This is a genomic window from Burkholderia pseudomultivorans (assembly GCF_902499075.1).
GTDB lineage: Bacteria > Pseudomonadota > Gammaproteobacteria > Burkholderiales > Burkholderiaceae > Burkholderia > Burkholderia pseudomultivorans.
In genome coordinates, this window is sequence record NZ_CABVPP010000013.1 from 49,196 (window position 1) to 70,449 (window position 21,254).

Here is a 21,254-nt window from a genome sequence, read left to right on the forward strand (position 1 = left end):
CATCGAAGAGATCGCAATGACTCAACATTCCGCTACCCGCTCCATGTTCGACCCGGCGCTCGTGCGCCCGGCGATCGTGGAGTCGTTCAAGAAACTCACGCCGCGCACGCAGTTCCGCAACCCGGTGATGTTCTGCGTTTATGTCGGCAGCATCCTGACGACGGTGCTGTGGATCGCCGCGCTCACCGGGCAGGCCGAGGCGCCGGCCGGCTTCATCCTCGCGATCGCGCTGTGGCTGTGGTTCACGGTGCTGTTCGCGAACTTCGCGGAGGCGCTCGCCGAAGGGCGCTCGAAGGCGCAGGCCGCGTCGCTGCGCAGCGCGAAGAAGGACGTGATGGCGAAGAAGCTCAACGAGCCGCATCCGAAGTCGCCGATCCGCATCACGACCGCGTCCGACCTGCGCAAGGGCGACGTCGTGCTGGTCGAGGCCGGCGACGTGATTCCGGCCGACGGCGAAGTCGTCGACGGCGTCGCGTCGGTCGACGAATCGGCGATCACCGGCGAATCCGCGCCGGTGATTCGCGAGTCGGGCGGCGACTTCTCGTCCGTCACGGGCGGCACGCGCGTGCTGTCCGACTGGATCGTCGTGCAGGTCACCGCGAACCCGGGCGAGGCGTTCCTCGACCGGATGATCGCGATGGTCGAAGGCGCGAAGCGCAAGAAGACGCCGAACGAGGTCGCGCTGACGATCCTGCTGGTTGCGCTGACGATCGTGATGCTGCTCGCGACCGCGACGCTGCTGCCGTTCTCGATGTTCTCGGTCGACGCGATGAAGGCCGGCCATGTAGTGACGATCACCGCGCTGGTCGCGCTGCTCGTGTGCCTGATCCCGACCACCATCGGCGGGTTGCTGTCCGCGATCGGCGTGGCCGGGATGAGCCGGATGATGCAGGCGAACGTGATCGCGACGTCGGGCCGCGCGGTCGAGGCAGCGGGCGACGTCGACGTGCTGCTGCTCGACAAGACCGGCACGATCACGCTCGGCAATCGCCAGGCGTCGCTGTTCGTGCCGGCGCCCGGCGTGACGGAGGAGGCGCTGGCCGACGCCGCGCAGCTGTCGTCGCTCGCCGACGAGACACCTGAGGGCCGTAGCATCGTCGTGCTCGCGAAGGAGCGCTTCAACATTCGCCAGCGCGACATGGCGCAGCTGCATGCGACCTTCCTCGGCTTCTCCGCGCAGACGCGCATGAGCGGCGTCGACCTGTCCCCCAAGGGGACTTCCTCCGGGGCGCCGCACCGCGAGATCCGCAAGGGCGCGGCCGACGCGATCAAGCGCTATGTCGAGACGCACGGCGGGCGCTTTCCCGACGAAGTGCGCCGCGCGGTCGACGACGTCGCGCGCCGCGGCAGCACCCCGCTCGTCGTCGCCGACCTGCAGCAGGGCGCGGCGCGCGTGCTCGGCGTGATCGAGCTGAAGGACATCGTGAAGGGCGGCATCAAGGAGCGTTTCGCGGAGCTGCGCAAGATGGGCATCAAGACCGTGATGGTGACGGGCGACAACCGGCTGACGGCCGCGGCGATCGCGGCGGAGGCGGGCGTCGACGACTTCCTCGCGGAAGCGACGCCGGAAACCAAGCTCGCGACGATCCGCGAGCACCAGGCGGCCGGGCGCCTCGTCGCGATGACGGGCGACGGCACCAACGACGCGCCGGCGCTCGCGCAGGCCGACGTCGCGGTCGCGATGAACACCGGCACGCAGGCCGCGAAGGAAGCGGGCAACATGGTCGACCTCGACTCGAACCCGACCAAGCTGATCGAGATCGTCGAGATCGGCAAGCAGATGCTGATGACGCGCGGCTCGCTGACGACGTTCTCGATCGCGAACGATATCGCGAAGTATTTCGCGATCATCCCGGCCGCGTTCGTGACGACCTATCCGCAGCTGAAGGTGCTCGACATCATGCATCTGAGCTCGCCGGCGTCGGCGATCCTGTCGGCGGTGATCTTCAACGCGCTGATCATCGTCGCGCTGATTCCGCTCGCGCTGAAGGGCGTCACCTATCGGCCGCTCGGCGCCGCTTCGCTGCTGCGCCGCAACCTGCTGGTGTACGGCCTCGGCGGCGTGCTGCTGCCGTTCCCGTTCATCAAGCTGATCGACATGACGCTCGCCGCGCTCGGCTGGGCCTGATGCGCCACTCGAAGGAACCATCATGAAATCGTTGATTCGTCCGCTCGTCGTGATCTTTGCCGTGCTGACCGCGGTCACGGGGCTCGCGTATCCGGCGGCGCTGACCGCGTTCGGCCAGGCCGTGTTCCCGTCGCAGGCGAACGGCAGCCTGATCGAGCGCAACGGCCAGGTCGTCGGCTCCGCGCTGATCGGCCAGCAGTTCGACGCGCCGAAATACTTCTGGGGGCGGCTGTCGGCCACCGCGCCGATGCCGTACAACGCGACCGGCTCCGGCGGCTCGAACCTCGGCCCGCTGAACCCGTCGCTTGCCGACCAGGTGAAGGCGCGCATCGCCGCGTTGCGCGACGCGGGCACCGACCTGTCGCAGCCGGTGCCGGTCGACCTCGTGACGGCGTCGGCCAGCGGCCTCGATCCGGAGATCACGCCGGCCGCCGCCGCCTACCAGGTCGAGCGCGTCGCGAAGGTGCGCAAGCTGGCGCCCGACGCGGTTGCGCGGCTCGTCGCCGCGAACACGACGGGGCGCCAGTTCGGCGTGCTCGGCGAGCCGCGCGTGAACGTGCTGAAGCTGAACCTCGCGCTCGACGCGGCACAGGCCGCGCACTGAGCGCGCGGCGCGGCACGAGCCGTCCGGTGCGGCCCGCGCCGCGCCGGACGCGGGTTTTTCGACGGCGCGCGCGCCGTCTTTGCCTTTTGTGGCGATTTGGATCGACAATGCTTTCACTTGCGCGTCCCCGGGCGCTCCGCCTTCCGCCAGCATGAACCGCCCCGATCCCGACCAACTGCTCGACAAGCTGCAACGCGACGAAGAAAAGCAGCGGCGCGGCCAGCTCAAGATCTTCTTCGGCGCATCGGCCGGCGTCGGCAAGACCTACGCGATGCTGCAGGCCGCACGCCAGCGCAAGCAGGACGGCGTCGACGTCGTGGTCGGCATCGTCGAGACGCACGGCCGCGGCGAAACCGCCGCGCTGCTCGACGGCCTCGACGTGCTGCCGCTCGCGCGCCTCGACTATCGCGGTCGCACGCTCGCCGAATTCGATCTGGACGCCGCGCTCGCGCGCGCGCCGCAGCTGATCCTCGTCGACGAGCTCGCGCATTCGAACGTGCAGGGCGCGCGGCACCTGAAGCGCTGGCAGGACGTGTACGAACTGCTCGATGCGGGCATCGACGTGTATACGACCGTCAACGTCCAGCATCTCGAAAGCCTGAACGACGTGGTCGGCGCGATCACCGGCATTCGCGTGTGGGAGACCGTGCCCGACCGCGTGTTCGACGCGGCCGACGAGGTCACGCTGGTCGACCTGCCGGCCGAGGAACTGCTCGCGCGGATGCGCGACGGCAAGGTTTATCTCGCGCAGCAGGCCGAGCGCGCGGTGCGCAATTTCTTCCGCAAGGGCAACCTGATCGCGCTGCGCGAACTCGCGCTGCGGCGCACTGCCGATCGCGTCGACGCGCAGATGCGCGAGTACCGGGCGGACCGCTCGATCCAGCGCATCTGGCAGGCGCGCGAGCGCTTGCTGGTCTGCGTCGGGCCGGGCCCCGAGGCGCCGACGCTGGTGCGCGCGGCCGCGCGGCTCGCCGCGAGCCTGAAGGCCGACTGGATCGCCGTCTATGTCGAGACGCCGCGCCTGCAGCGGCTGCCCGATGCGCAGCGGCAGCGCACGCTCGACGCGCTGAAGCTCGCGGCGGAACTCGGTGCGGAGACGGCCACGCTCGCCGGGAGCGACGCGGTCGCCGCGCTGATCGGCTATGCGAAGGTGCGCAACGTGTCGAAGGTCGTCGCCGGCGGCTCGCAGAAGACCGGTCTCGCGCGCTGGTTCGCACGGCCGTTCGGCGACCGGCTCGCCGAGCGCGCGGGCGACGTCGACCTGATGCTGATCCGCGCGTCGGCGAGCGACGAGGTGCGCGCGGCGCCGCTCGATGCGCGCGTGCGCGACTGGCGCGACGCATTCGCGCGGCTCGGCGGCCATCGTTCGCCGCCGCGCCACTATGCGTACGCGGCCGCGATCTGCGCGGCGATCACGGTGGTCGCGAGCTTCGTCGCCGAGCGGCTCGACCTGACCAATCTCGTGATGCTGTACCTGCTCGGCGTGGTGTTCTCGGCCGTGCGGCTCGGCCGCGGTCCGGGCGTGCTGCAGTCGTTCCTGTCGGTGGCCGCGTTCGATTTCTTCTTCGTGCCGCCGCGCATGTCGCTGTCGGTCAGCGACACGCAGTACCTGCTGACCTTCTTCGGGATGCTGCTGACGTCGCTCGTGATCAGTCACCTGACGTCGAGCCTGACCCGCGAGGCCGACCTCGCGCAGCGCCGCGAACGCCGCACCGGCGCGATCTATGCGATGGCGCGCGAGCTGGGCGCCGCGCTGACGACCGAGCAGATCGTCGAGATCGGCAGCCGCCACGTGGGCGAGGTGTTCCGCGCGCGCGTCGCGATCCTGCTGCCGGACAGCGCGGACCAGGTGCAGCAGAAGATCGAGGATCCCGACGCGGCCGTCACGCTGACCGGCGCCGATCTCGACAGCGACGTCGGCCAGTGGGTGTACGACCAGCAGAAGCCGGCCGGCCGCGGCACCGACACGCTGCCCGCGACGACCGCGCTGTACCTGCCGCTGAAGGCGCCGATGCGCACGCGCGGCGTGCTCGCGGTCGCGTCGAAGGAGCCGCGCGAGCTCGAGGTGCCCGAGCAGCAGCGGATGCTCGATGCGTTCGCCGCGCAGATCGCGCTCGCGCTCGAACGCGTGCATTACGTCGAGATCGCACGCGACGCGCTCGTCAGCATGGAATCCGAGCGGCTGCGCAACTCGCTGCTGTCGGCGATCTCGCACGACCTGCGCACGCCGCTCACGACGATCGTCGGCTTCTCGTCGATGCTCGCGAACGGTCGAGCGGCCGCACCGGCCGGCGACGCGGCCGCGGCCGGGCGCCTCGCGCAGCGCGAGGGCGAGCTCGTCGACGCGATCCACGACGAGGCGCTGCGGATGACCGGCATCGTCACGAACCTGCTCGACATGGCGCGGCTGCAGGCCGGCAGCCTGCAGCTCAAGCGCCAGTGGTCGCTGCTCGAGGAGACGGTCGGCGCGGCGCTCGCCGCATGCAGGCGCGTGCTCGCGCGCCATCCGGCGCGCGTCGCGCTGCCGCCCGACCTGCCGCTGCTGCAGATGGACGCGGTGCTGATGGAGCGCCTGTTCACCAACCTGTTCGAGAACGCGGCGAAGTACACGCCGCCCGACACGCCGATCGAGATCGGCGCGGAGCGCGTGACCGACGACGGCGAGCCCGACGGGAGACCGTTCGTGCGCGTGCATGTGGACGATTACGGCCCCGGCCTGCCGGCCGGCATGGAAACGCGGATCTTCGACAAGTTCACGCGCGGCGAGAAGGAATCGGCGACGCCCGGCATCGGGCTCGGCCTCGCGATCTGCCGCGCGATCGTCGAGGCGCACGGCGGTAGAATCGGCGCGCTCAACCGCACCGCGCCCGACGGCCGCGTAAGCGGCGCGCGCTTCTGGTTCACGCTGCCGGTCGACACGCCGCCGGACACGCCCGCCGCGCCCGACGACGAAGCCGACGCGCTGCCCGCGCCATCCTCCTCCGAATCATCGCCAGACCATGAGTGAACCGAGCCTGACCGTCGTCCTGATCGAGGACGAAAAGCAGATCCGCCGTTTCGTGCGCGCCGCGCTCGAAGAGGAGGACATCGCCGTGTTCGAGGCCGAGACCGGCAAGCAGGGGCTGATCGACGCGGCGACGCGCAAGCCCGATCTCGTGATCGTCGATCTCGGCCTGCCCGACACCGACGGGCTCGACGTGATCCGCGAACTGCGCGGCTGGTCCGAGGTGCCGGTGATCGTGCTGTCCGCGCGCACGCAGGAAGAGGAGAAGGTCGCCGCGCTCGACGCCGGCGCGGACGACTACCTGACCAAGCCGTTCGGCGTGTCCGAGCTGCGCGCGCGGATCCGTGCGCAGCTGCGCCGGCGCAACCAGGGCGGCGCGAACGAATCGCCGAAGGTGAGCTTCGGCACCGTGAGCGTCGATCTCGCGTTGCGCCAGGTGTGGCGCGACGGCGAGATCGTGCACCTGACGCCGCTCGAATACCGGCTGCTCGCGACGCTCGTGCGGCACGCGGGGCGCGTGCTCACGCACCGCCAGCTGCTGCGCGACGTGTGGGGGCCGTCGCATGTCGAGAGCCATCACTATCTGCGCATCTACATGGCGCACCTGCGCCAGAAGCTTGAGCGCGATCCTGCGCAGCCGGAGCATATCGTCACCGAGACGGGCGTCGGCTACCGGCTCGTCGGCGCCGCGTGACGGGCGGCGCGGCGGCACGGCGCGGATTTTGCTCGACTTCCGCGGCGCCGGGTCCGCCGCGCATCGACGTGCTCGGATCCCCACACCCGGCGCGCATTCCCCGTTATGCTGACCGTTCCGGAACAATAAACGAGGAGCGTGCCATGCTCGTCCGTTTCGCTGTCTCCTGCGCACTGGCATCTGCCGTGTCCGGCGCGCTTGCGCAACCGCTGCCGCCGGGGCAGCAGCCCGCGCAGACGTCCCGGCCGGCGCTGGCCAACCCCGCGTCGGTCAACTGCGAGAAGCTCGGCGGCCGGCACGTGATCCGCAGCCTGCCGCGCGGGCAGGTCGGCATGTGCGTATTCAAGGACGGCCGCGTATGCGAGGAGTGGGCGCTGTACCGCGACGACCGCTGCGTCGGCGGCGTCGCGCCGAAGCGCGTGTCCAACTGACCTTGCGCGGCCGATCGCGTGCGGCTGCCGTACCGATCGGCCGCACGCGCGGCGCATTCGTAAGCAACTTGTTATACTCGCGCCGCCCGGGGACGACCCCGGGTCATTCGTTTCAACGGGGACGGCCCCATCCGATACGGAGTACGTCGAGATGGCGTGGGTATGGTTGTTTATAGCCGGTTTGCTGGAAGTGGCCTGGGCGGCCGGCATGAAATCGTCGGAGGGTTTCACGCGGCTCGGGCCGTCGGTGTTTACGATCGTCACGGCGCTGGCGAGCTTCGGGCTGCTCGCGGTCGCGATGCGCCAGCTGCCGCTCGGCACTGCGTATGCGGTGTGGACCGGCATCGGCGCGGTCGGCGCGTTCGTGTTCGGCATCGTGATGATGGGCGAGGCGCTGACCGTTGCGCGCGTCGCGAGCGCCGTGCTGATCGTGATGGGACTGATCGGCCTGAAACTGTCGTCGGCCGCGTAAGGCCGCGGGCCGGCCCCGAATGCGTCTGCGTCGGGGCGCGGCGCCGCGGAATTGCGCCGGCCGGCCCGCCACCCTGTCTATAATGGAACGCATTCGGGTCTGAATGCCGTTGCACCGCGAGACGCGGGCGAGGCGGCACCCGGCACCGGTCGCCACGCGCCGCGCGACCCACACGTGCCGATTCGGTCCGGTCGATCGGCAAAGCGCACGGCACGTGCAAGGAGAGGGCCATGATCGAAGCCATTTCGCTCGGCGCGGGGCTCGCATGGGCGAGCGGCCTGCGTCTGTACCTGACGGTGCTGATCGCCGGCGTGCTGGCGCGCTTTGGCTGGCTCCATCTGCCCGATACGCTGGCGGTCCTCACGTCGCCGTGGGTCATCGGCGCCGCGGCCGTGCTGGCCGTCACCGAATTCCTCGCCGACAAGATTCCCGCCTTCGACTCGCTGTGGGATGCCGTGCATACGTTCATCCGCATCCCGGCCGGCGCGGTGCTCGCGGCCGGCGCGCTCGGCCATGCCGATCCGACCGTGCTCGCGATCGCCGGGCTTGCCGGCGGCTCGCTCGCCGGCGCCGCGCATGTCGCGAAGGCCGGCACCCGCGCGCTGATCAACCTGTCTCCCGAACCGGTCTCCAACTGGGTCGCATCGTCCACCGAGGACGGCCTCGTATTCGGCGGGCTCGCGCTCGCGTTTTTCGTGCCGCTCGTGTTCCTGGTGCTGCTCGCTGCGTTCATCGCCGCTTCGGCGTGGGCGCTGCCGCGCCTGTGGCGCGGCGTGTCGGGCGGTTTTCGCGGGATGGCGAATCACATGGTGTCACGCATCAACGCGATCGGAGGCAAGCGCGATTGAGCCAGCAGCCGACCGTCGTCGGGCGTCCCGACCGTGCTCCGCCCGCGCATGCCGGCCGCTTCGGCTGGCGCGACCTGATCCGGCAGGCCGCGCGGATGACCGCGCGCGACTGGCGCGCGGGTGAACTGACGCTGCTCGTGCTGGCGCTGGTGCTCGCGGTCGCCGCGCTGACCAGCGTCGGCTTTCTCGCCGACCGGCTGCGCCAGGGGCTCGAACGCGACGCGCGCCAGATGCTCGGCGCCGATTTTGTCGTGCGCGCCGATCATCCGGTCGATCCGTCGTTCGACCGCGAGGCGCGCGCGCTCGGCCTGCGCACTGCGACGACCGCGATCTTCCCGAGCATGATCGCGTCGACCGTCGACGAGCAAAGCGGTGCCGCGCCTGCGCGCCTCGCGGCCGTGAAGGCCGTGTCGCCCGGCTATCCGCTGCGCGGCGCGGTCGAGATCCAGCCGGCCGGTGCCGCCGCCGCGCGCAAGGCGACCGCGATCCCCGCGCCCGGCACCGTGTGGGCCGATCCCGCGCTGCTCGACGCGCTGCACCTGAAGGCAGGCGATACCGTGCGCGTCGGGCTGCGCACGTTTACGGTCGCCGCATCGATCACCCGCGAACTCGACCGCGGCTTCTCGTTCGTCAATTTCTCGCCGCGGCTGATGATGCGCGCCGATGAGCTGGCGGCGACGGGGCTCACGGGCTACGGCAGCCGCGTCACCTATCGGCTGCTGGTCGCCGGCGACGCGCCGGCCGTCGCGCGCTTCGAGGCCTATGCGCACGCGCGCGTCGACGGCGGCAAGCTGCGCGGCGTCGGCCTCGAGTCGCTGCAGGAAGGGCAGCCGCAGGTGCGGCAGACGCTCGATCGCGCCCGTCATTTCCTGACGCTCGTCGCACTGCTGACGGCGTTGCTCGCGGCGGTCGCGATCGCGATGGCCGCGCAGCGCTATATGCGGCGCCATCTCGACGGCTGCGCGACGATGCGCTGCCTCGGCGTGAGCCGCCGCACGCTCGGCGCGCTGTTCGCGCTCGAATTCACCGGGATCGGCATCGTGTCCGGCATCGCCGGCGCGGCGCTCGGCTATGGCGGCCACTGGGCGCTGCTGTCGGCGCTCGGCGGACTGATCGACGTCGTGCTGCCGCCGCCGACGCCGTGGCCCGCGCTGATCGGCGTCGGCGCGGCGCTCGTGCTGCTGCTCGGCTTCGCGCTGCCGCCGCTTGCGCCGCTCACGCGCGTGCCGCCGGTGCGCGTGCTGCGGCGCGAGTGGGGCGACGCGTCGCGCACCGCGTGGGCAGCCTATGCGCTCGGCGTCGTGCTGTTCGCGGGGTTGCTGATCGTCGCCGCCGGCAACCTGAAGCTCGGCCTGATCGTCGCGGGCGGCTTCGCCGGCGCGCTGGTCGGCTTCGCGCTGATCGCGCGGCTCGTGCTGTTCGCGGCCGCGCGCGCGGTGCGCAACGCGCGGGTCGCCGCCGGCGTCGGCTGGCGCTATGCGCTTGCGTCGCTGCACCGGCGCGGCACCGCGAGCGCGCTGCAGATCACCGCGCTCGCGCTCGGCCTGATGTGCCTGCTGCTGATCGCGATCACGCGCAACGACCTGGTCGCCGGCTGGCGCGAGTCGACGCCGCCCGATGCGCCGAACCAGTTCCTGATCGATATCCAGCCCGACCAGCGCGACGACGTCGCGGCCTACCTGGCCGCGCACGGCGTACGCGACGCGGTGCCGGCGCCGATGGTGCGCGGCCGCCTCGTCGCGATCGACGGCAAGCCGGTCAATCCCGATGCGTATCCGTCCGACGAGGCGCGCCGGCTCGTCGACCGCGAGTTCAATCTGTCGTATACGACCGAGCTGCCGCCGGACAACCGGGTCGTCGCAGGCGACTGGTTCGGCACCGCATCGACGCCGCAGATCTCGATCGAGGCCGGCCTCGCGAAGACGCTCAACGTGAAGCCCGGCGACAGGCTGCGCTTCGACGTGACCGGGCTGACCGTCGATGCGCCGATCACGAGCGTGCGCAAGCTCGACTGGGGCACGTTCCGCGTGAACTTCTTCGTGCTGATGCCGCCCGCCGTGCTGAAGGATTTTCCGGCCGTCTATCTGACGAGCTTCCATCTGCCGGCGTCGGACGCCGCGCTGCTCGATCCGCTGATCGCGCGCTATCCGAACCTGACCGCGATCGACGTCGCGCCGATCCTCGCGCAGTTGCAGCGGATGATGCTGCAGGTGATCGGCGCGGTCCAGTTCCTGTTTGCGTTCACGCTCGCGGCCGGCGTGCTGGTGCTGTACACGGCGCTGGCCGGCTCGCGCGACGAGCGCGTGCGCGAGGCCGCGTTGCTGCGCGCGCTCGGCGCGTCGCGCGCGCAGGTCAATGCGGTGCAGCGCGCGGAGTTCGTGGTGGTCGGCGCGCTGGCCGGCACGCTGGCGTCGGCGGGCGCGATCGCGGTCGGCTGGGTGCTTGCGTCGCGCGTGTTCGACTTCCGGCTCGCAGTCGATCCGTGGCTGGTGCCGGCGGGCATCGCGGCCGGCATCGCATGCGCGGGTGCGGCCGGCTGGCTGAGCCTGCATAATGTGCTGCGGCGCCCCGCGCTGCAGTCGCTGCGCGACGCGTGAGCGTCGCCGGCGGCCCCTCACACCCTGATACCGATATCCGTATGACCGATGTGAATGACGATGCGCCGTCGCAGCCGACGGCGTTCGAACTCGTAGGCGGCGAAGCCCGCGTGCGCGAAATGGTGGACCGCTTCTACGACCTGATGGATCTCGAGCCCGAGTTCGCGCAGATTCGCGCGCTGCATCCGGCGTCGCTCGACGGTTCCCGCGACAAGCTGTTCTGGTTCCTGTGCGGCTGGCTCGGCGGCCCCGATCACTACATCGGCCGGTTCGGCCATCCGCGGCTGCGGGCGCGGCACCTGCCGTTCCCGATCGCGTCGGTCGAGCGCGACCAGTGGCTGCGCTGCATGGCGTGGGCGATGGAGGATGTCGGCCTGCCGGAGCCGCTGCGCGAGCGATTGATGCATTCGTTCTACGATACGGCCGACTGGATGCGCAACCGGCCCGGTTGATCGACCGATACGCCGCTGCCCGCACGCCGGGCGAGCTGCGCTGGGCGCGCGCGCCGCGCGGCGCGACACTGGCCGTTTCCTCCCTCGATACGAGTTCCGCCCGATGACGACACAAGCCCTGTTTCGCGAAGACGCGTATCTCACGCACTGCGACGCGGTCGTCGAGGCCGTCGGCGACGACGGCCTCCGGCTCGACCGCACGGTGTTCTATCCGCTCGGCGGCGGCCAGGCCGGCGACAGCGGCACGCTGACGCTGGCCGACGGCAGCACGATCGCGATCGCCGACACGCGCAAGGCGAAGTTCGACGGCGCGACGCCCGACGACGCCGTGCACGTGCCGGCGGCCGGGCAGGAGGCCGGCCTGGCGGCGCTGGCGCCCGGCGCGCGCGTGGTCGCGACGATCGACTGGACGCGCCGCTATCGGCACATGCGCCTGCATACGGCCGCGCACCTGATGTGCGCGGTGCTGCCGTATCCGGTCGACGGCTGCAGCGTGACGGCCGACTACGTGCGGCTCGACTTCGCGACGTCCGACGCGATCGACCGCGATGCTGTCGAGCGGCGTCTCGCCGAACTGGTCGGCGGCGCGCATCCGGTCGCGACCGAATGGATCACCGACGACGAGATGGCCGCGCGGCCCGAGCTCGTGCGCACGATGAGCGTGAAGCCGCCGATGGGGCTCGGCCGCGTGCGGCTGCTGCGCATCGAAGGCGTCGACCTGCAGCCGTGCGGCGGCACGCACGTGCGCAATACGTCGGAGATCGGCGCGCTGCGGGTCGCGAAACTGGAAAAGAAGAGTGCGCGCACGCGGCGCCTCGTACTGGAGTTTGCATGACGAACGCATTACCGGCGCACGGCGCGGCAACGCTCGATCCGCAGGCACGCGAGATCCTCGATTTCTGGTTCGGCGCGCCGGGTTCGGCCGAATTCGGGCGGAAACGCAAGGTCTGGTTCAGCGGCGGCGCGGCGTTCGACGCGTCGTTGCGCGCGCATTACGGCGCGCTGCTCGATGCCGCGTGCGACGGCGCATGCGATCACTGGGCCGAATCGCCGCTCGGCGCGCTCGCGCTGATCGTCGTGCTCGACCAGTTCTCGCGCAATATCCATCGCGGCACGCCGCGCGCGTTTGCGGCCGATCCGAAGGCGCTCGCGCTCGCGCGGCGCGTCGTCGCGGCCGGCTGGGACGCGCAGCTGCCGAGCGGGCATCACCGTGCGTTCGCGTACCTGCCGTTCGAGCACGACGAGTCGGCCGCGAGCCAGCGCGAAGCGGTGCGCCTGTGCGCGGGGATTCGCGCCGAGGCCGGTTGCGACGGCTATCACGACTTCGCGCTGCGGCACGCGGCCGTGATCGAACGCTTCGGCCGCTTTCCGCACCGGAATGCGATCCTCGGCCGCGCGTCGACCGACGACGAAGCCGCGTTTATGCGCGAGCCGGGTTCGTCGTTCTGAGGATGGAGGGCGGCCCCGCGCATGTCGCGCCGGGGTGCCGTCATCGAGAGGGAAGGGGATCAAGGCGGCAGCGCTGATGCGCCACGCCGCCTCGCGTCAGGGCGCGTGCTGCTCCGGCGTACGCACGTAGACGCGCAGCAGTTCGTCGTTGTCGCCGGGCCGCGCGCCCGACCAGTACAGCTGCCATTCGCGGCCGGGCGCCGGATCGACGGCCCGCACACCCTGGACGATCATCCACGTGCAGCGGGTCGATTTCGCGTCGTCGATCGGCACGTGCTGGATGCCCGAGAAGTAGTACAGCATCGGCGCTTCCGACTCGCCGAGCCCGTGCAGGCTGGCCATGCAGTCGCCGTCGTTCCATTCGAGCGCGAGATGCGCGTTCAGGTCGTCGAACACCGACCGGTAGCTCTTCGCGACGTCGAGCCACGGCAGCAGCAGCGTATAGACGAGCCCCCACGCGACCAGCGCGCCCGCGCCCCACGACAGCGCGCCGCGCCAGCGACCGGTCGTGCGCAGCTTCGGCAGCAGCCACAGCCAGCCGAGCGTCAGCGCGAGCGCGCCGAGCACGAGGCCCGGCTCGATCGGCATCGTCCAGTCGAGCGGCAGCCAGCGGCCGAGCGGCGCGAGATGCGCGCGCGACATCGTCGGGTCGGCCATCACCGACCAGACCGCCCAGGCCAGCACGACCACGGCGCCGAACAACGCGCGGCTCAGGTAATCCCATGCACGATGCAGCCCGTGCGGCAGGCGGTCGATGGCCTGCGCGGCGACCAGCGCGAGCGGCGCGAAGAACGGCAGGATGTAGAGCTGGCGCGAGGTGGCGGATATTTGCAGCACCGCGAGGCCGATGCCGGCGAACAGCACCGGCAGCGCGATGCGCGGCGTGCGCCAGTCGCGCCATGCGCCGCGTGCGAGCGCGACGATCGCGAGCGGCGCTACGGGGAAGCCGACGCCGACGAACGCGCGCAGGATGAAGAACGGCTTGTCGTTTTCCGAACCGAGTTCGGGCACCGAGAAGCCGAAGAAGCGGCCGACGTTGTTGTCCCAGAACCACGCGAGGAACAGCGTTTCGGAGCGCATGAACAGTGCGGTCGGCCAGATCAGCGCGAACGGCGCGAACACGAGCGCGGCGACGCCGAGCGCGCGCGCGAACGCACGGGTGCGGCAGGCCGGGTAGAGCACCGGCACGGCCGTGAGCGTGGCCGCGAACACGAGCGGCACGAACAGCCCCTTGGCCATCAGCGCGATGCCGACGCCCGCGCCGAACAGCGGCGCGGCCCAGCGGTTCGACGGCCGCACCGGCAGCCCGTGCCGCAACTGCCGTGCGCGCGCGACGTGGTGCATCACGAGTTCGAGCAGCCCGCAGAATCCCATCGCCGTGCCGGCGAACAGCGCGACGTCCGTCATCATGTCGTGCACGTGCTTGATGACGACCAGCGTGCTCGCGCTCAGCACGACCGGCCCGATCACGCGCAGGTCGAACCAGCTGTCCGCGCGGCTCGCGGCGCGCGCCGCACGCGCGACGCAGCCGAACGCGAGCATCGCGAACAGCGCGCTCGCGAGCCGCGCCGCGTCGTGCAGCGGCATCACGCGCTGCAGCAGCCATGCGAGGCTGGTGGCGACCCACGCGTAGAGCGGCGGTTTTTCCATGAACGGCTGGCCGGCATTGGTCGGCACGACCCAGTCGCCCGTTTCCAGCATGTGCTGGATGATGCCGAACGTATAGGTTTCGTCCTGCTTCCACGGGTCGTGGCCGAGCACGCCCGGCAGCGCATATGCGCAGAACAGCGCGGCGGCCAGCAGCCAGGCCCGCCAGCCAAGCAGCAGCGCGACGCGGCCGCGCGACGCGGTCGTCGCAGCGCCGCCGCTCATCGCGGAGGCGCCGGCCTCGCGCGTGGCGGCGACGCGTTCGGCATCGGCGATCGAGCGGGCGTGCGGGGCCGGGGCGGGCACGGACGTGCGTCGCCGGCTGGGCGCTGCGGTTCCAGGCATGGAAAAGATCTCGGTTGGGTCGTGCCGGTCCGGCGACATGGGCCGGGCCGATAAAGGACTGCCTCGGTGGCAGCGGAGAGACGGCAGGACCGTCTGTCGAATCGGCCGCTAGTAGACCATGAAATTGTTACGGATGTTTACTGAATTCGTCACGGAATTGTGGAGATTTGTGGTGTCGTGACGATTCGATGCGCTGCGCATGGCGGACGGGCGTTCAGCGGCCGCCGCCGACGTCGAGCAGGGTGCCTGTCGTGTACGACGCGGCGTCGCTCAGCAGCCACAGGATCGCCTCGGCGATCTCGTGCGCCTCGCCGGCGCGGCCGAGCGGCGTCTGCGCGCCGAGCCGGGCGGCGCGGCCCGGCTGGCCGCCGCTCGCGTGGATTTCGGTTTCGATCAGGCCCGGGCGCACCGCGTTGACGCGCACGCCATGCGGGCCGAGTTCCTTCGCGAGGCCGATCGTCAGCGAATCGACCGCGCCCTTCGAGCCCGCGTAATCGACGTATTCGTTCGGCGAGCCGAGCCGCGCGGCGATCGACGACACATTGACGATCGCGCCGCCATGGCCGCCGCGGTCGGTAGACAGCCGCCGCGCGGCTTCGCGCGCACACAGGTAGGCGCCGAGTACGTTGGTGTCGAACATCCGCCGCAGTCGGTCGGCCGGCATGTCGGCGAGCGGCAGCGACGGCGCGACGATGCCCGCATTGTTGACGAGCGCATCGAGGCGGCCGAACGCGGTCGCGACGGTGTCGAACATCGCGATGACGTCGGCCTCGTTCGCGACGTCGGCGGCCACGACGCACGCACGGCCGCCCGCGTCGCGCACGGCTTGCGCGACCGACTCGGCCGCCGCCGCGTCGCGCGCGTAGTTGATGCCGACGTCCCAGCCGCGCGCGGCCGCCAGCACGGCGGTCGCGCGGCCGATGCCGCGGCTCGCGCCGGTGATGAGGACGGCCTTGCGTGCGGACGATGCGTTCATCGCTTGCGGCTCCCGGTCGGGTTCACTTCGCTGCGTCGGAAGCCCATTTGTCGCGGGCGGGCGGCTGGTAGGCGCGCAGCCGGTCGATCAGCGCGACCGGTTCGGCGTCGATGCACAGCGCGTCGAAATAGGCCGGGCGCATGAAGCCTTCGTCGACCGTATGGCGCAGCAACGCGATCAGCGGATCGTAGAACGAATCGATGTTGTACAGCGCGACGGGCTTGCGGTGATAGCCGAGCTGCGCCCACGTGTAGACCTCGAAGAATTCCTCGAGCGTGCCGGCGCCGCCGGGCATCGCGACGAACGCGTCGGCGAGGTCGGCCATCATCTTCTTGCGGTGGTGCATGTCGGGCACGACGTGCAGTTCCGACAGCCCCGTATGGCCGACTTCCTTGTCGACCAGCAGTTCGGGAATCACGCCGACCGCACGGCCGCCGGCCGCCATCACTTCGTCGGCGATCACGCCCATCAGGCCGACGCGGCCGCCGCCGTAGACCAGCGTGAGGCCCGCGTCGACGAGCGCGCGGCCGAACGCGCGCGCCGCTTCGGTATAGACGGGGCGCGCACCGGGCGCGGACCCGCAGTAGACGCAAACGGCCTTCATTGCTTCGTATCCTTCGTGGCGGGGGACGCCGTGCGCGGCGAGCCGTCGCGCGGCGGCAGGTAGTCGGCGAACTGGCGCTTGGGCAGCTTGCCGGACACGAGATCGTCGAACAGCTGGCGCGAGCGGCCGCGCAGGTACGGCGCCATCACCGAGATCACGTGCATGCTGACCTGGTGCAGCTCCTCTCGGATCGCATCCTGGTCGTTGTACTTGCGCGGGTGCATCACATACTGATACGACAGCCAGTACGTGGAGATCACGGCCATGTTGGTCGCGATGACTTCGATTTCGGCCGGCGTCGCGACCATCTCGGCATCGGACACGAGCAGTTCGCACATCTCGCGCGCGAAGCGCACCTTGTGGCTGATGATCTGCTTGAAGTGCGTCTCGAGCGTGCGGTTGCGCGCGAGCAGGTCGTTCAGGTCGCGATACAGGAACCGGTAGGTCCACATGAAATCGGCCATGTACTGCAGGTACGACCAGGTTTCGTCGATCGTCGGACGATGATCTTCGGGGAAGCGCAGCCGCCGTTCGATCTGCTGCTCGAACTGCGCGAAGATGCTGTTGATGATGTCGTCCTTGTTGCGGAAATGGTAGTACAGGTTGCCTGGACTGATTTCCATTTCCTCGGCGATGGTCGTGGTCGTGACGTTCGGCTCGCCGATTTCGTTGAAGAGTTTCAACGACAACTCGAGAATCCGTTCGCGGGTGCGGCGGGGAGGTTTCGCTTCCATGTCGTCCGGCCCTGTATGCGCCGGACTGGCGAGCGCTGCAGATGCTGCGAGATTCGTCCGGCGCGGGTTGCTGTTCTTAAGTCTAGCGGACGATTATAAACCGGGGTTTCGTCACATCGGGCGCATTTCGTGACGGCGGGCGCTGCGACGGATGGTGCAGCGCCGCAGGCGGGCGGCGCGAAGCGGACGAGAAGCCGCGCTAGAAGCCGAGCCAGCGCGCGACGACGGGCCCGAGCACGAAGCCCCAGGTCGTCACGCAGGCGAACAGCGCGACGGTGACGGCGGCGCTGCCGAGATCCTTCGCGCGCTTGGACAGTTCGTGGCGTTCGAGCGAGATGCGGTCGATCGCGGCCTCGACGCTCGAATTCAGCAGTTCGACGATCAGCACCAGCAGCACCGACGCGATCAGCAGCGCGCGCGACGCGGCCGGCACCGGCGCGAACGCGCCGATCGGCAGCATCAGCGCGGCGAGCGTCAGCTCCTGCCGGAACGCGCTCTCTTCGCGGATCGCGACGCGAAAGCCGTTCAGCGAATGCTTGAGCGCGTACCACGCGCGCGTGATGCCGCGGTGGCGCTTGTACGGGTTCGGCGGCAGCGGCGACAGCGGATCGTCGGGGCCGAGCGGTTCGTGCGCATGGCCGTCCGCCTCGGCATGCGCGTCTTCCTCGTCGAACGGCCGGTGCCGTGGTGACGTGGCGGGGAGCGGGGGCTTGTGGTTCAGGTCACGTTTCAAACGGCGGCACCTTCGGCAGGCGAGTACGCGTTTTTCGGCAGCGGCTGCAGATGCGATGCGAACTGTTCGGAGGCCGCGCGCCACGAGAAGCGCTCCGCCCATTCCCGCGCGGTCGAGCGCTCGATCTTCAGCGCTTCGAGACAGGCTTCCTGCAGATCCTCGTTCATCGCGCCGGCGCTGCCGCCGGCGAGCACGTCGATCGGGCCGGTGACCGGATACGCGGCGACCGGCGTGCCGCAGGCGAGCGCCTCGAGCAGTACGAGGCCGAACGTGTCGGTGCGACTCGGGAACACGAACACGTCGGCCGCAGCATACACCTTTGCGAGCTCGGCCTGCGACAGCACGCCGAGATAGTTCGCTTCCGGATAGCGCGACTTCAGTTCGGCGAGCGCCGGGCCTTCGCCCGCGACCCATTTCGAGCCGGGCAGGTCGAGGCGCAGGAACGCCTCGACGTTCTTCTCGATCGCGACGCGGCCCACGTACAGGAAGATCGGCCGCACGGTGTTGAGCACCTTCGACTCCATCGGCCGGAAGATCTCGAGATCGACGCCGCGCGTCCACAGCACGACGTTCGTGAATCCGTACTTTTCGAGGTCCGCCTTGACCACCGGCGTCGGCGCCATCACCGCGCGCGACGGGCCGTGGAACCAGTGCAGGAAGCGGTAGGTCGCGGCCAGCGGGATCCCGAAGCGCGCCTGCACGTATTCGGGAAAGCGCGTGTGATACGCGGTCGTGAACGGCAGCTTGCGGGCGCGCGCATAGCGGCGCGCGGCCAGGCCGAGCGGGCCTTCGGTCGCGATGTGCAGCGCATCGGGCCCGAACGCGTCGATCCGCGCGCGCAGCTTGCGGTACGGCAGGATCGACAGGCGGATCTCGGGGTAGGTCGGGCAGGGCACCGTGCGGAATTCGAGCGGGGTCAGCAGTTCGACGCGATGGCCGAGCGCGGCGAGTTCGCGCGACGTGCTCTTCAGCGTGCGCACGACGCCGTTGACCTGCGGTTCCCACGCATCGGTAACGATCATGATCTTCATCGCGGCATGTGTCCTGTAAGTAGGGGTGTCAGGCGGTTGCACGGGTCTTGCGCGCCGCGGGCGCGGACGGTGCGGTGCGCATCACCGTCCAGTAGACGATCTTCAGTTCGCCTTCCATCGTTTCGACCAGCGCGGACAGGCTTTCGACCCAGTCGCCGTCGTTGCAGTACAGCACGCCGTCGATGTCGCGGATCTCGGCCTTGTGGATGTGACCGCACACGACGCCGTCGCAGCCGCGGCGACGCGCCTCGTCGGTCATCACGGTCTCGAACTGCGAGATGAAGTTGACTGCGTTCTTCACCTGGTGCTTCAGGTACTGCGACAGCGACCAGTACTGGAAGCCGAGCCGGCTGCGGATCCGGTTGAACCAGCGGTTCAGCACGAGGATCAGCGTGTACAGCGTGTCGCCGAGATACGCGAGCCATTTCGCGTGCTGGATCACGCCGTCGAACAGGTCGCCGTGCACGATCCACAAACGTTTGCCGGCCAGCGTCGTGTGGAACGCCTCGCCGCGCACCTGGATGTCGCCGAACGCGAGGTCGCAGAACTGCCGTGCGCCCTCGTCGTGGTTGCCGGGGATGTAGACGACCTGCGTGCCCTTGCGCGCCTTGCGCAGGATCTTCTGCACGACGTCGTTGTGCGCCTGCGGCCAGTACCAGCCCTTCTTCAGCTGCCAGCCGTCGATGATGTCGCCGACCAGGTACAGGTATTCCGAGTCGTTGTGGCGCAGGAAGTCGAGCAGGTACGGCGCCTGGCAGCCGCTCGAGCCGAGGTGGATGTCGGACAGCCAGATGGTGCGGTAGCGATGGGTGGACGGCTCGTGCTCGTCGTGTCGCGTGACGTGCTCGGCAGGCGGTTCTTGCGGCGAGCGTGCATCGGTTGCAGCCGAGCCGGACAGGAAGGCGGTGGCGGCGCGGGCGCCGAGAGGGTGACGGAACAGGGAGGTCGCGGACGTTTTCTGGCCCATGCATGACTCGCGCCGGTTGACATTACCGGCATTGCGCCATGCGGGCGTGACTGTGCCGTGACAGTCACGAGACGTTCTTATTACGACTGTCGAACGGCGTTTAGCAGTGAATCGTGCCGTGTTGTGTCATCTTCCGCACCGAGCGTTCGGACGTTCTCGTGTAAGCCCGACGGCATGCGCTGCGGCGCGCGCAGCAGGCGTTGCGCGTCGTTTTTGTCTGATCGATTGAGGGCGCGTCAGCGCGGGATCGCGACCACGCGCGTGCGCGCGAGCCGGTCGTGCGGGAACTGGCGGTCGGCGTGCAGCCGCGCGGCGCCGGCCCAGACGACGATCCACGCGGCGGCGAGCGCGAGCGTGACGGGCACCGACAGGCCGAGCAGCGGATGCAGCGCGAGCGGCGGCAGGAACCACAGCCAGCCGAGCGCGTAGCGGATCAGCGCATGACCCGCGCTGAGCGGCCGGCCGCTCGCGGCTTCGAGCCGCAGCCGCCAGGTCTTCATCGGCAGCGTCTGGCCGCCGTGCGTCCAGAACCACACGAAATACGCGCCGACCACGAGCGCGATCCAGGCGGCGAGGAGGTTGTGGTGGACGAGGCCGTTGCGCTGCTGCATCGCGAGACCGAACGCGAGCCCGGCGAAGAACACGACGCCGAACAGCAGCACGCCTTCGTAGAGCAGCGCGGCGAGACGCCGTCGGATCGACGGCGCGAGGGCGGCGGCCTGAGCCTGGGGCGCGTTCGCCACGGCCGTTCAGGAGCCCTTGAACAGCGACGGCGCGTCGGCGGGCGACACCGGCGTCACGGTGGCGGGCACGGACGCCGCGCCCGCCGTGGACGACGCGACGGCGGGCGGCGCCGCAGCACCGGTCGACGCCGGCGACGGTGCGGCGGCCGCGCCGCTGGCCGGACGCTCGTGCGCATTGACGAGGCGGCGCACGTCGCGGTCGGCGCCGGTCGGCGGCGCGCTGACGACGCTCGGCCGGCGCCGGCGCTCGGCCGCCGCGAGGCGTTCCTTCTGCTCTTCGGGGAGTTGCTGGTAGGCCTTCCACGCACGCTCGCGCGCCTGCGCGGACAGCTCCTTCGCGCTCTGGTAATTCTCGCGGGCGACGCGGCGCTGCTCGGGCGTCATCCGCGCCCATTCGGTCATCCGTTCCTGCAGGCGCTTTTGTGCATCAGGCGTCATCTTCTGGAAACGCGATGCGATCTTCAGCCATTTGCGCTTGCGTGCGTCGCTGAAGCCGTCCCACTGGTCGGCGAACGGCGCGAGCGCCGCATGCTGCGCGGGCGTGAGGCGCGACCACGACAGCGGGCCGGTGGCGGCGGGCAGCGGCAACGGCAGCGGGGCGAGGTCGGCGGTCAGCGCGGCCGCGCTCGAGGCGGGCGCGACCGCGCTGCTGGTCGCGACGGCGGCCGTCTCGGCAGGCGGGTGGAATCGCGGGTACGTGGCGACGTAGGCGACGGCGGCCGCGATCACGCATCCGAAAAATACGGCCAGGCCGCGCTTTTGACTCACCCGTGCGATCCCCTCGTTATTGGTTTG

At 70.2% G+C, this 21,254-nt stretch carries 20 protein-coding genes; 11 read left to right on the top strand and 9 right to left on the bottom strand.

Annotation, left to right across the window (positions count from 1 at the left end; genetic code table 11):
• Positions 1-16 precede the first annotated feature (16 nt).
• The 11 genes from kdpB (at position 17) to BST28156_RS11855 (ending at position 12,679) form a co-directional block, all read left to right on the top strand.
• Positions 17-2,128 (top strand): potassium-transporting ATPase subunit KdpB, encoded by a 2,112-nt coding sequence (kdpB, locus tag BST28156_RS11805; protein WP_174902249.1) that lies wholly within the window; start codon positions 17-19, stop codon positions 2,126-2,128.
• A gap of 22 nt (positions 2,129-2,150) precedes the next feature.
• Entirely contained in the window at positions 2,151-2,732 is a 582-nt protein-coding gene (gene kdpC, locus BST28156_RS11810; protein ID WP_174902250.1) for a potassium-transporting ATPase subunit KdpC, read from the top strand.
• A gap of 151 nt (positions 2,733-2,883) precedes the next feature.
• Entirely contained in the window at positions 2,884-5,739 is a 2,856-nt protein-coding gene (locus tag BST28156_RS11815; protein WP_174902251.1) for a DUF4118 domain-containing protein, read from the top strand.
• Positions 5,732-6,430, top strand: a complete 699-nt coding sequence (gene kdpE, locus BST28156_RS11820) for a two-component system response regulator KdpE (RefSeq protein WP_040127870.1) — start codon at positions 5,732-5,734, stop codon at positions 6,428-6,430. Before BST28156_RS11815 ends, kdpE begins: the two co-directional genes overlap by 8 nt.
• 143 nt (positions 6,431-6,573) lie before the next feature.
• Positions 6,574-6,861 carry a putative hemolysin gene (locus BST28156_RS11825; RefSeq protein ID WP_174902252.1) on the top strand — a complete coding sequence of 96 codons (288 nt, stop codon included), beginning with the start codon at positions 6,574-6,576 and terminating at the stop codon, positions 6,859-6,861.
• A 151-nt stretch (positions 6,862-7,012) separates the two neighbouring features.
• A complete protein-coding gene (gene sugE / locus BST28156_RS11830; RefSeq protein ID WP_060240825.1) occupies positions 7,013-7,333 on the top strand; it encodes a quaternary ammonium compound efflux SMR transporter SugE in 321 nt (106 codons plus the stop codon).
• 230 nt (positions 7,334-7,563) lie between these two features.
• Complete coding sequence (locus BST28156_RS11835) at positions 7,564-8,181, top strand: DUF4126 domain-containing protein (protein ID WP_060240824.1); 618 nt, start codon at positions 7,564-7,566, stop codon at positions 8,179-8,181.
• A gap of 95 nt (positions 8,182-8,276) precedes the next feature.
• Positions 8,277-10,778, top strand: a complete 2,502-nt coding sequence (locus BST28156_RS11840; protein WP_254596370.1) for an ABC transporter permease — start codon at positions 8,277-8,279, stop codon at positions 10,776-10,778.
• Between the two features lie 41 nt (positions 10,779-10,819).
• On the top strand, positions 10,820-11,230 hold the full coding sequence (locus tag BST28156_RS11845) for a group II truncated hemoglobin (protein WP_060240822.1): 411 nt from the start codon (positions 10,820-10,822) through the stop codon (positions 11,228-11,230).
• Between the two features lie 103 nt (positions 11,231-11,333).
• Positions 11,334-12,065, top strand: a complete 732-nt coding sequence (locus tag BST28156_RS11850; protein ID WP_060240821.1) for an alanyl-tRNA editing protein — start codon at positions 11,334-11,336, stop codon at positions 12,063-12,065.
• The gene (locus tag BST28156_RS11855; protein WP_174902254.1) at positions 12,062-12,679 is read left to right on the top strand and encodes a DUF924 family protein; all 618 of its coding nucleotides are present in this window, start codon (positions 12,062-12,064) and stop codon (positions 12,677-12,679) included. The genes BST28156_RS11850 and BST28156_RS11855 overlap by 4 nt, the downstream gene beginning before the upstream one ends.
• A 96-nt stretch (positions 12,680-12,775) precedes the next feature.
• Here the strand turns inward: BST28156_RS11855 and BST28156_RS11860 are convergent, their stop codons facing one another.
• From BST28156_RS11860 to BST28156_RS11900, 9 genes are all read right to left on the bottom strand, one after another.
• Positions 12,776-14,671: an ArnT family glycosyltransferase gene (locus tag BST28156_RS11860; protein ID WP_174902255.1), complete on the bottom strand. Its 1,896-nt coding sequence runs from the start codon at positions 14,669-14,671 to the stop codon at positions 12,776-12,778.
• Positions 14,672-14,885: 214 nt separating this feature from the next.
• On the bottom strand, positions 14,886-15,647 hold the full coding sequence (locus BST28156_RS11865) for an SDR family oxidoreductase (protein ID WP_174902256.1): 762 nt from the start codon (positions 15,645-15,647) through the stop codon (positions 14,886-14,888).
• Positions 15,648-15,669: 22 nt separating this feature from the next.
• On the bottom strand, positions 15,670-16,251 hold the full coding sequence (locus BST28156_RS11870; protein WP_060240818.1) for an LOG family protein: 582 nt from the start codon (positions 16,249-16,251) through the stop codon (positions 15,670-15,672).
• The gene (locus BST28156_RS11875; RefSeq protein WP_009695432.1) at positions 16,248-16,985 is read right to left on the bottom strand and encodes a TetR/AcrR family transcriptional regulator; all 738 of its coding nucleotides are present in this window, start codon (positions 16,983-16,985) and stop codon (positions 16,248-16,250) included. The genes BST28156_RS11870 and BST28156_RS11875 overlap by 4 nt, the downstream gene beginning before the upstream one ends.
• Before the next feature lie 199 nt (positions 16,986-17,184).
• Entirely contained in the window at positions 17,185-17,718 is a 534-nt protein-coding gene (locus BST28156_RS11880) for a diacylglycerol kinase (protein ID WP_174902257.1), read from the bottom strand.
• Positions 17,715-18,749 (bottom strand): glycosyltransferase family 4 protein, encoded by a 1,035-nt coding sequence (locus tag BST28156_RS11885; RefSeq protein ID WP_060240816.1) that lies wholly within the window; start codon positions 18,747-18,749, stop codon positions 17,715-17,717. The genes BST28156_RS11880 and BST28156_RS11885 overlap by 4 nt, the downstream gene beginning before the upstream one ends.
• 28 nt (positions 18,750-18,777) lie before the next feature.
• The gene (locus BST28156_RS11890) at positions 18,778-19,716 is read right to left on the bottom strand and encodes a UDP-2,3-diacylglucosamine diphosphatase (RefSeq protein ID WP_060240815.1); all 939 of its coding nucleotides are present in this window, start codon (positions 19,714-19,716) and stop codon (positions 18,778-18,780) included.
• Between the two features lie 236 nt (positions 19,717-19,952).
• Positions 19,953-20,459: an RDD family protein gene (locus BST28156_RS11895; protein WP_174902258.1), complete on the bottom strand. Its 507-nt coding sequence runs from the start codon at positions 20,457-20,459 to the stop codon at positions 19,953-19,955.
• A gap of 6 nt (positions 20,460-20,465) precedes the next feature.
• On the bottom strand, positions 20,466-21,227 hold the full coding sequence (locus BST28156_RS11900) for a DUF3106 domain-containing protein (RefSeq protein WP_174902259.1): 762 nt from the start codon (positions 21,225-21,227) through the stop codon (positions 20,466-20,468).
• Between the last annotated feature and the right edge of the window lie 27 nt (positions 21,228-21,254).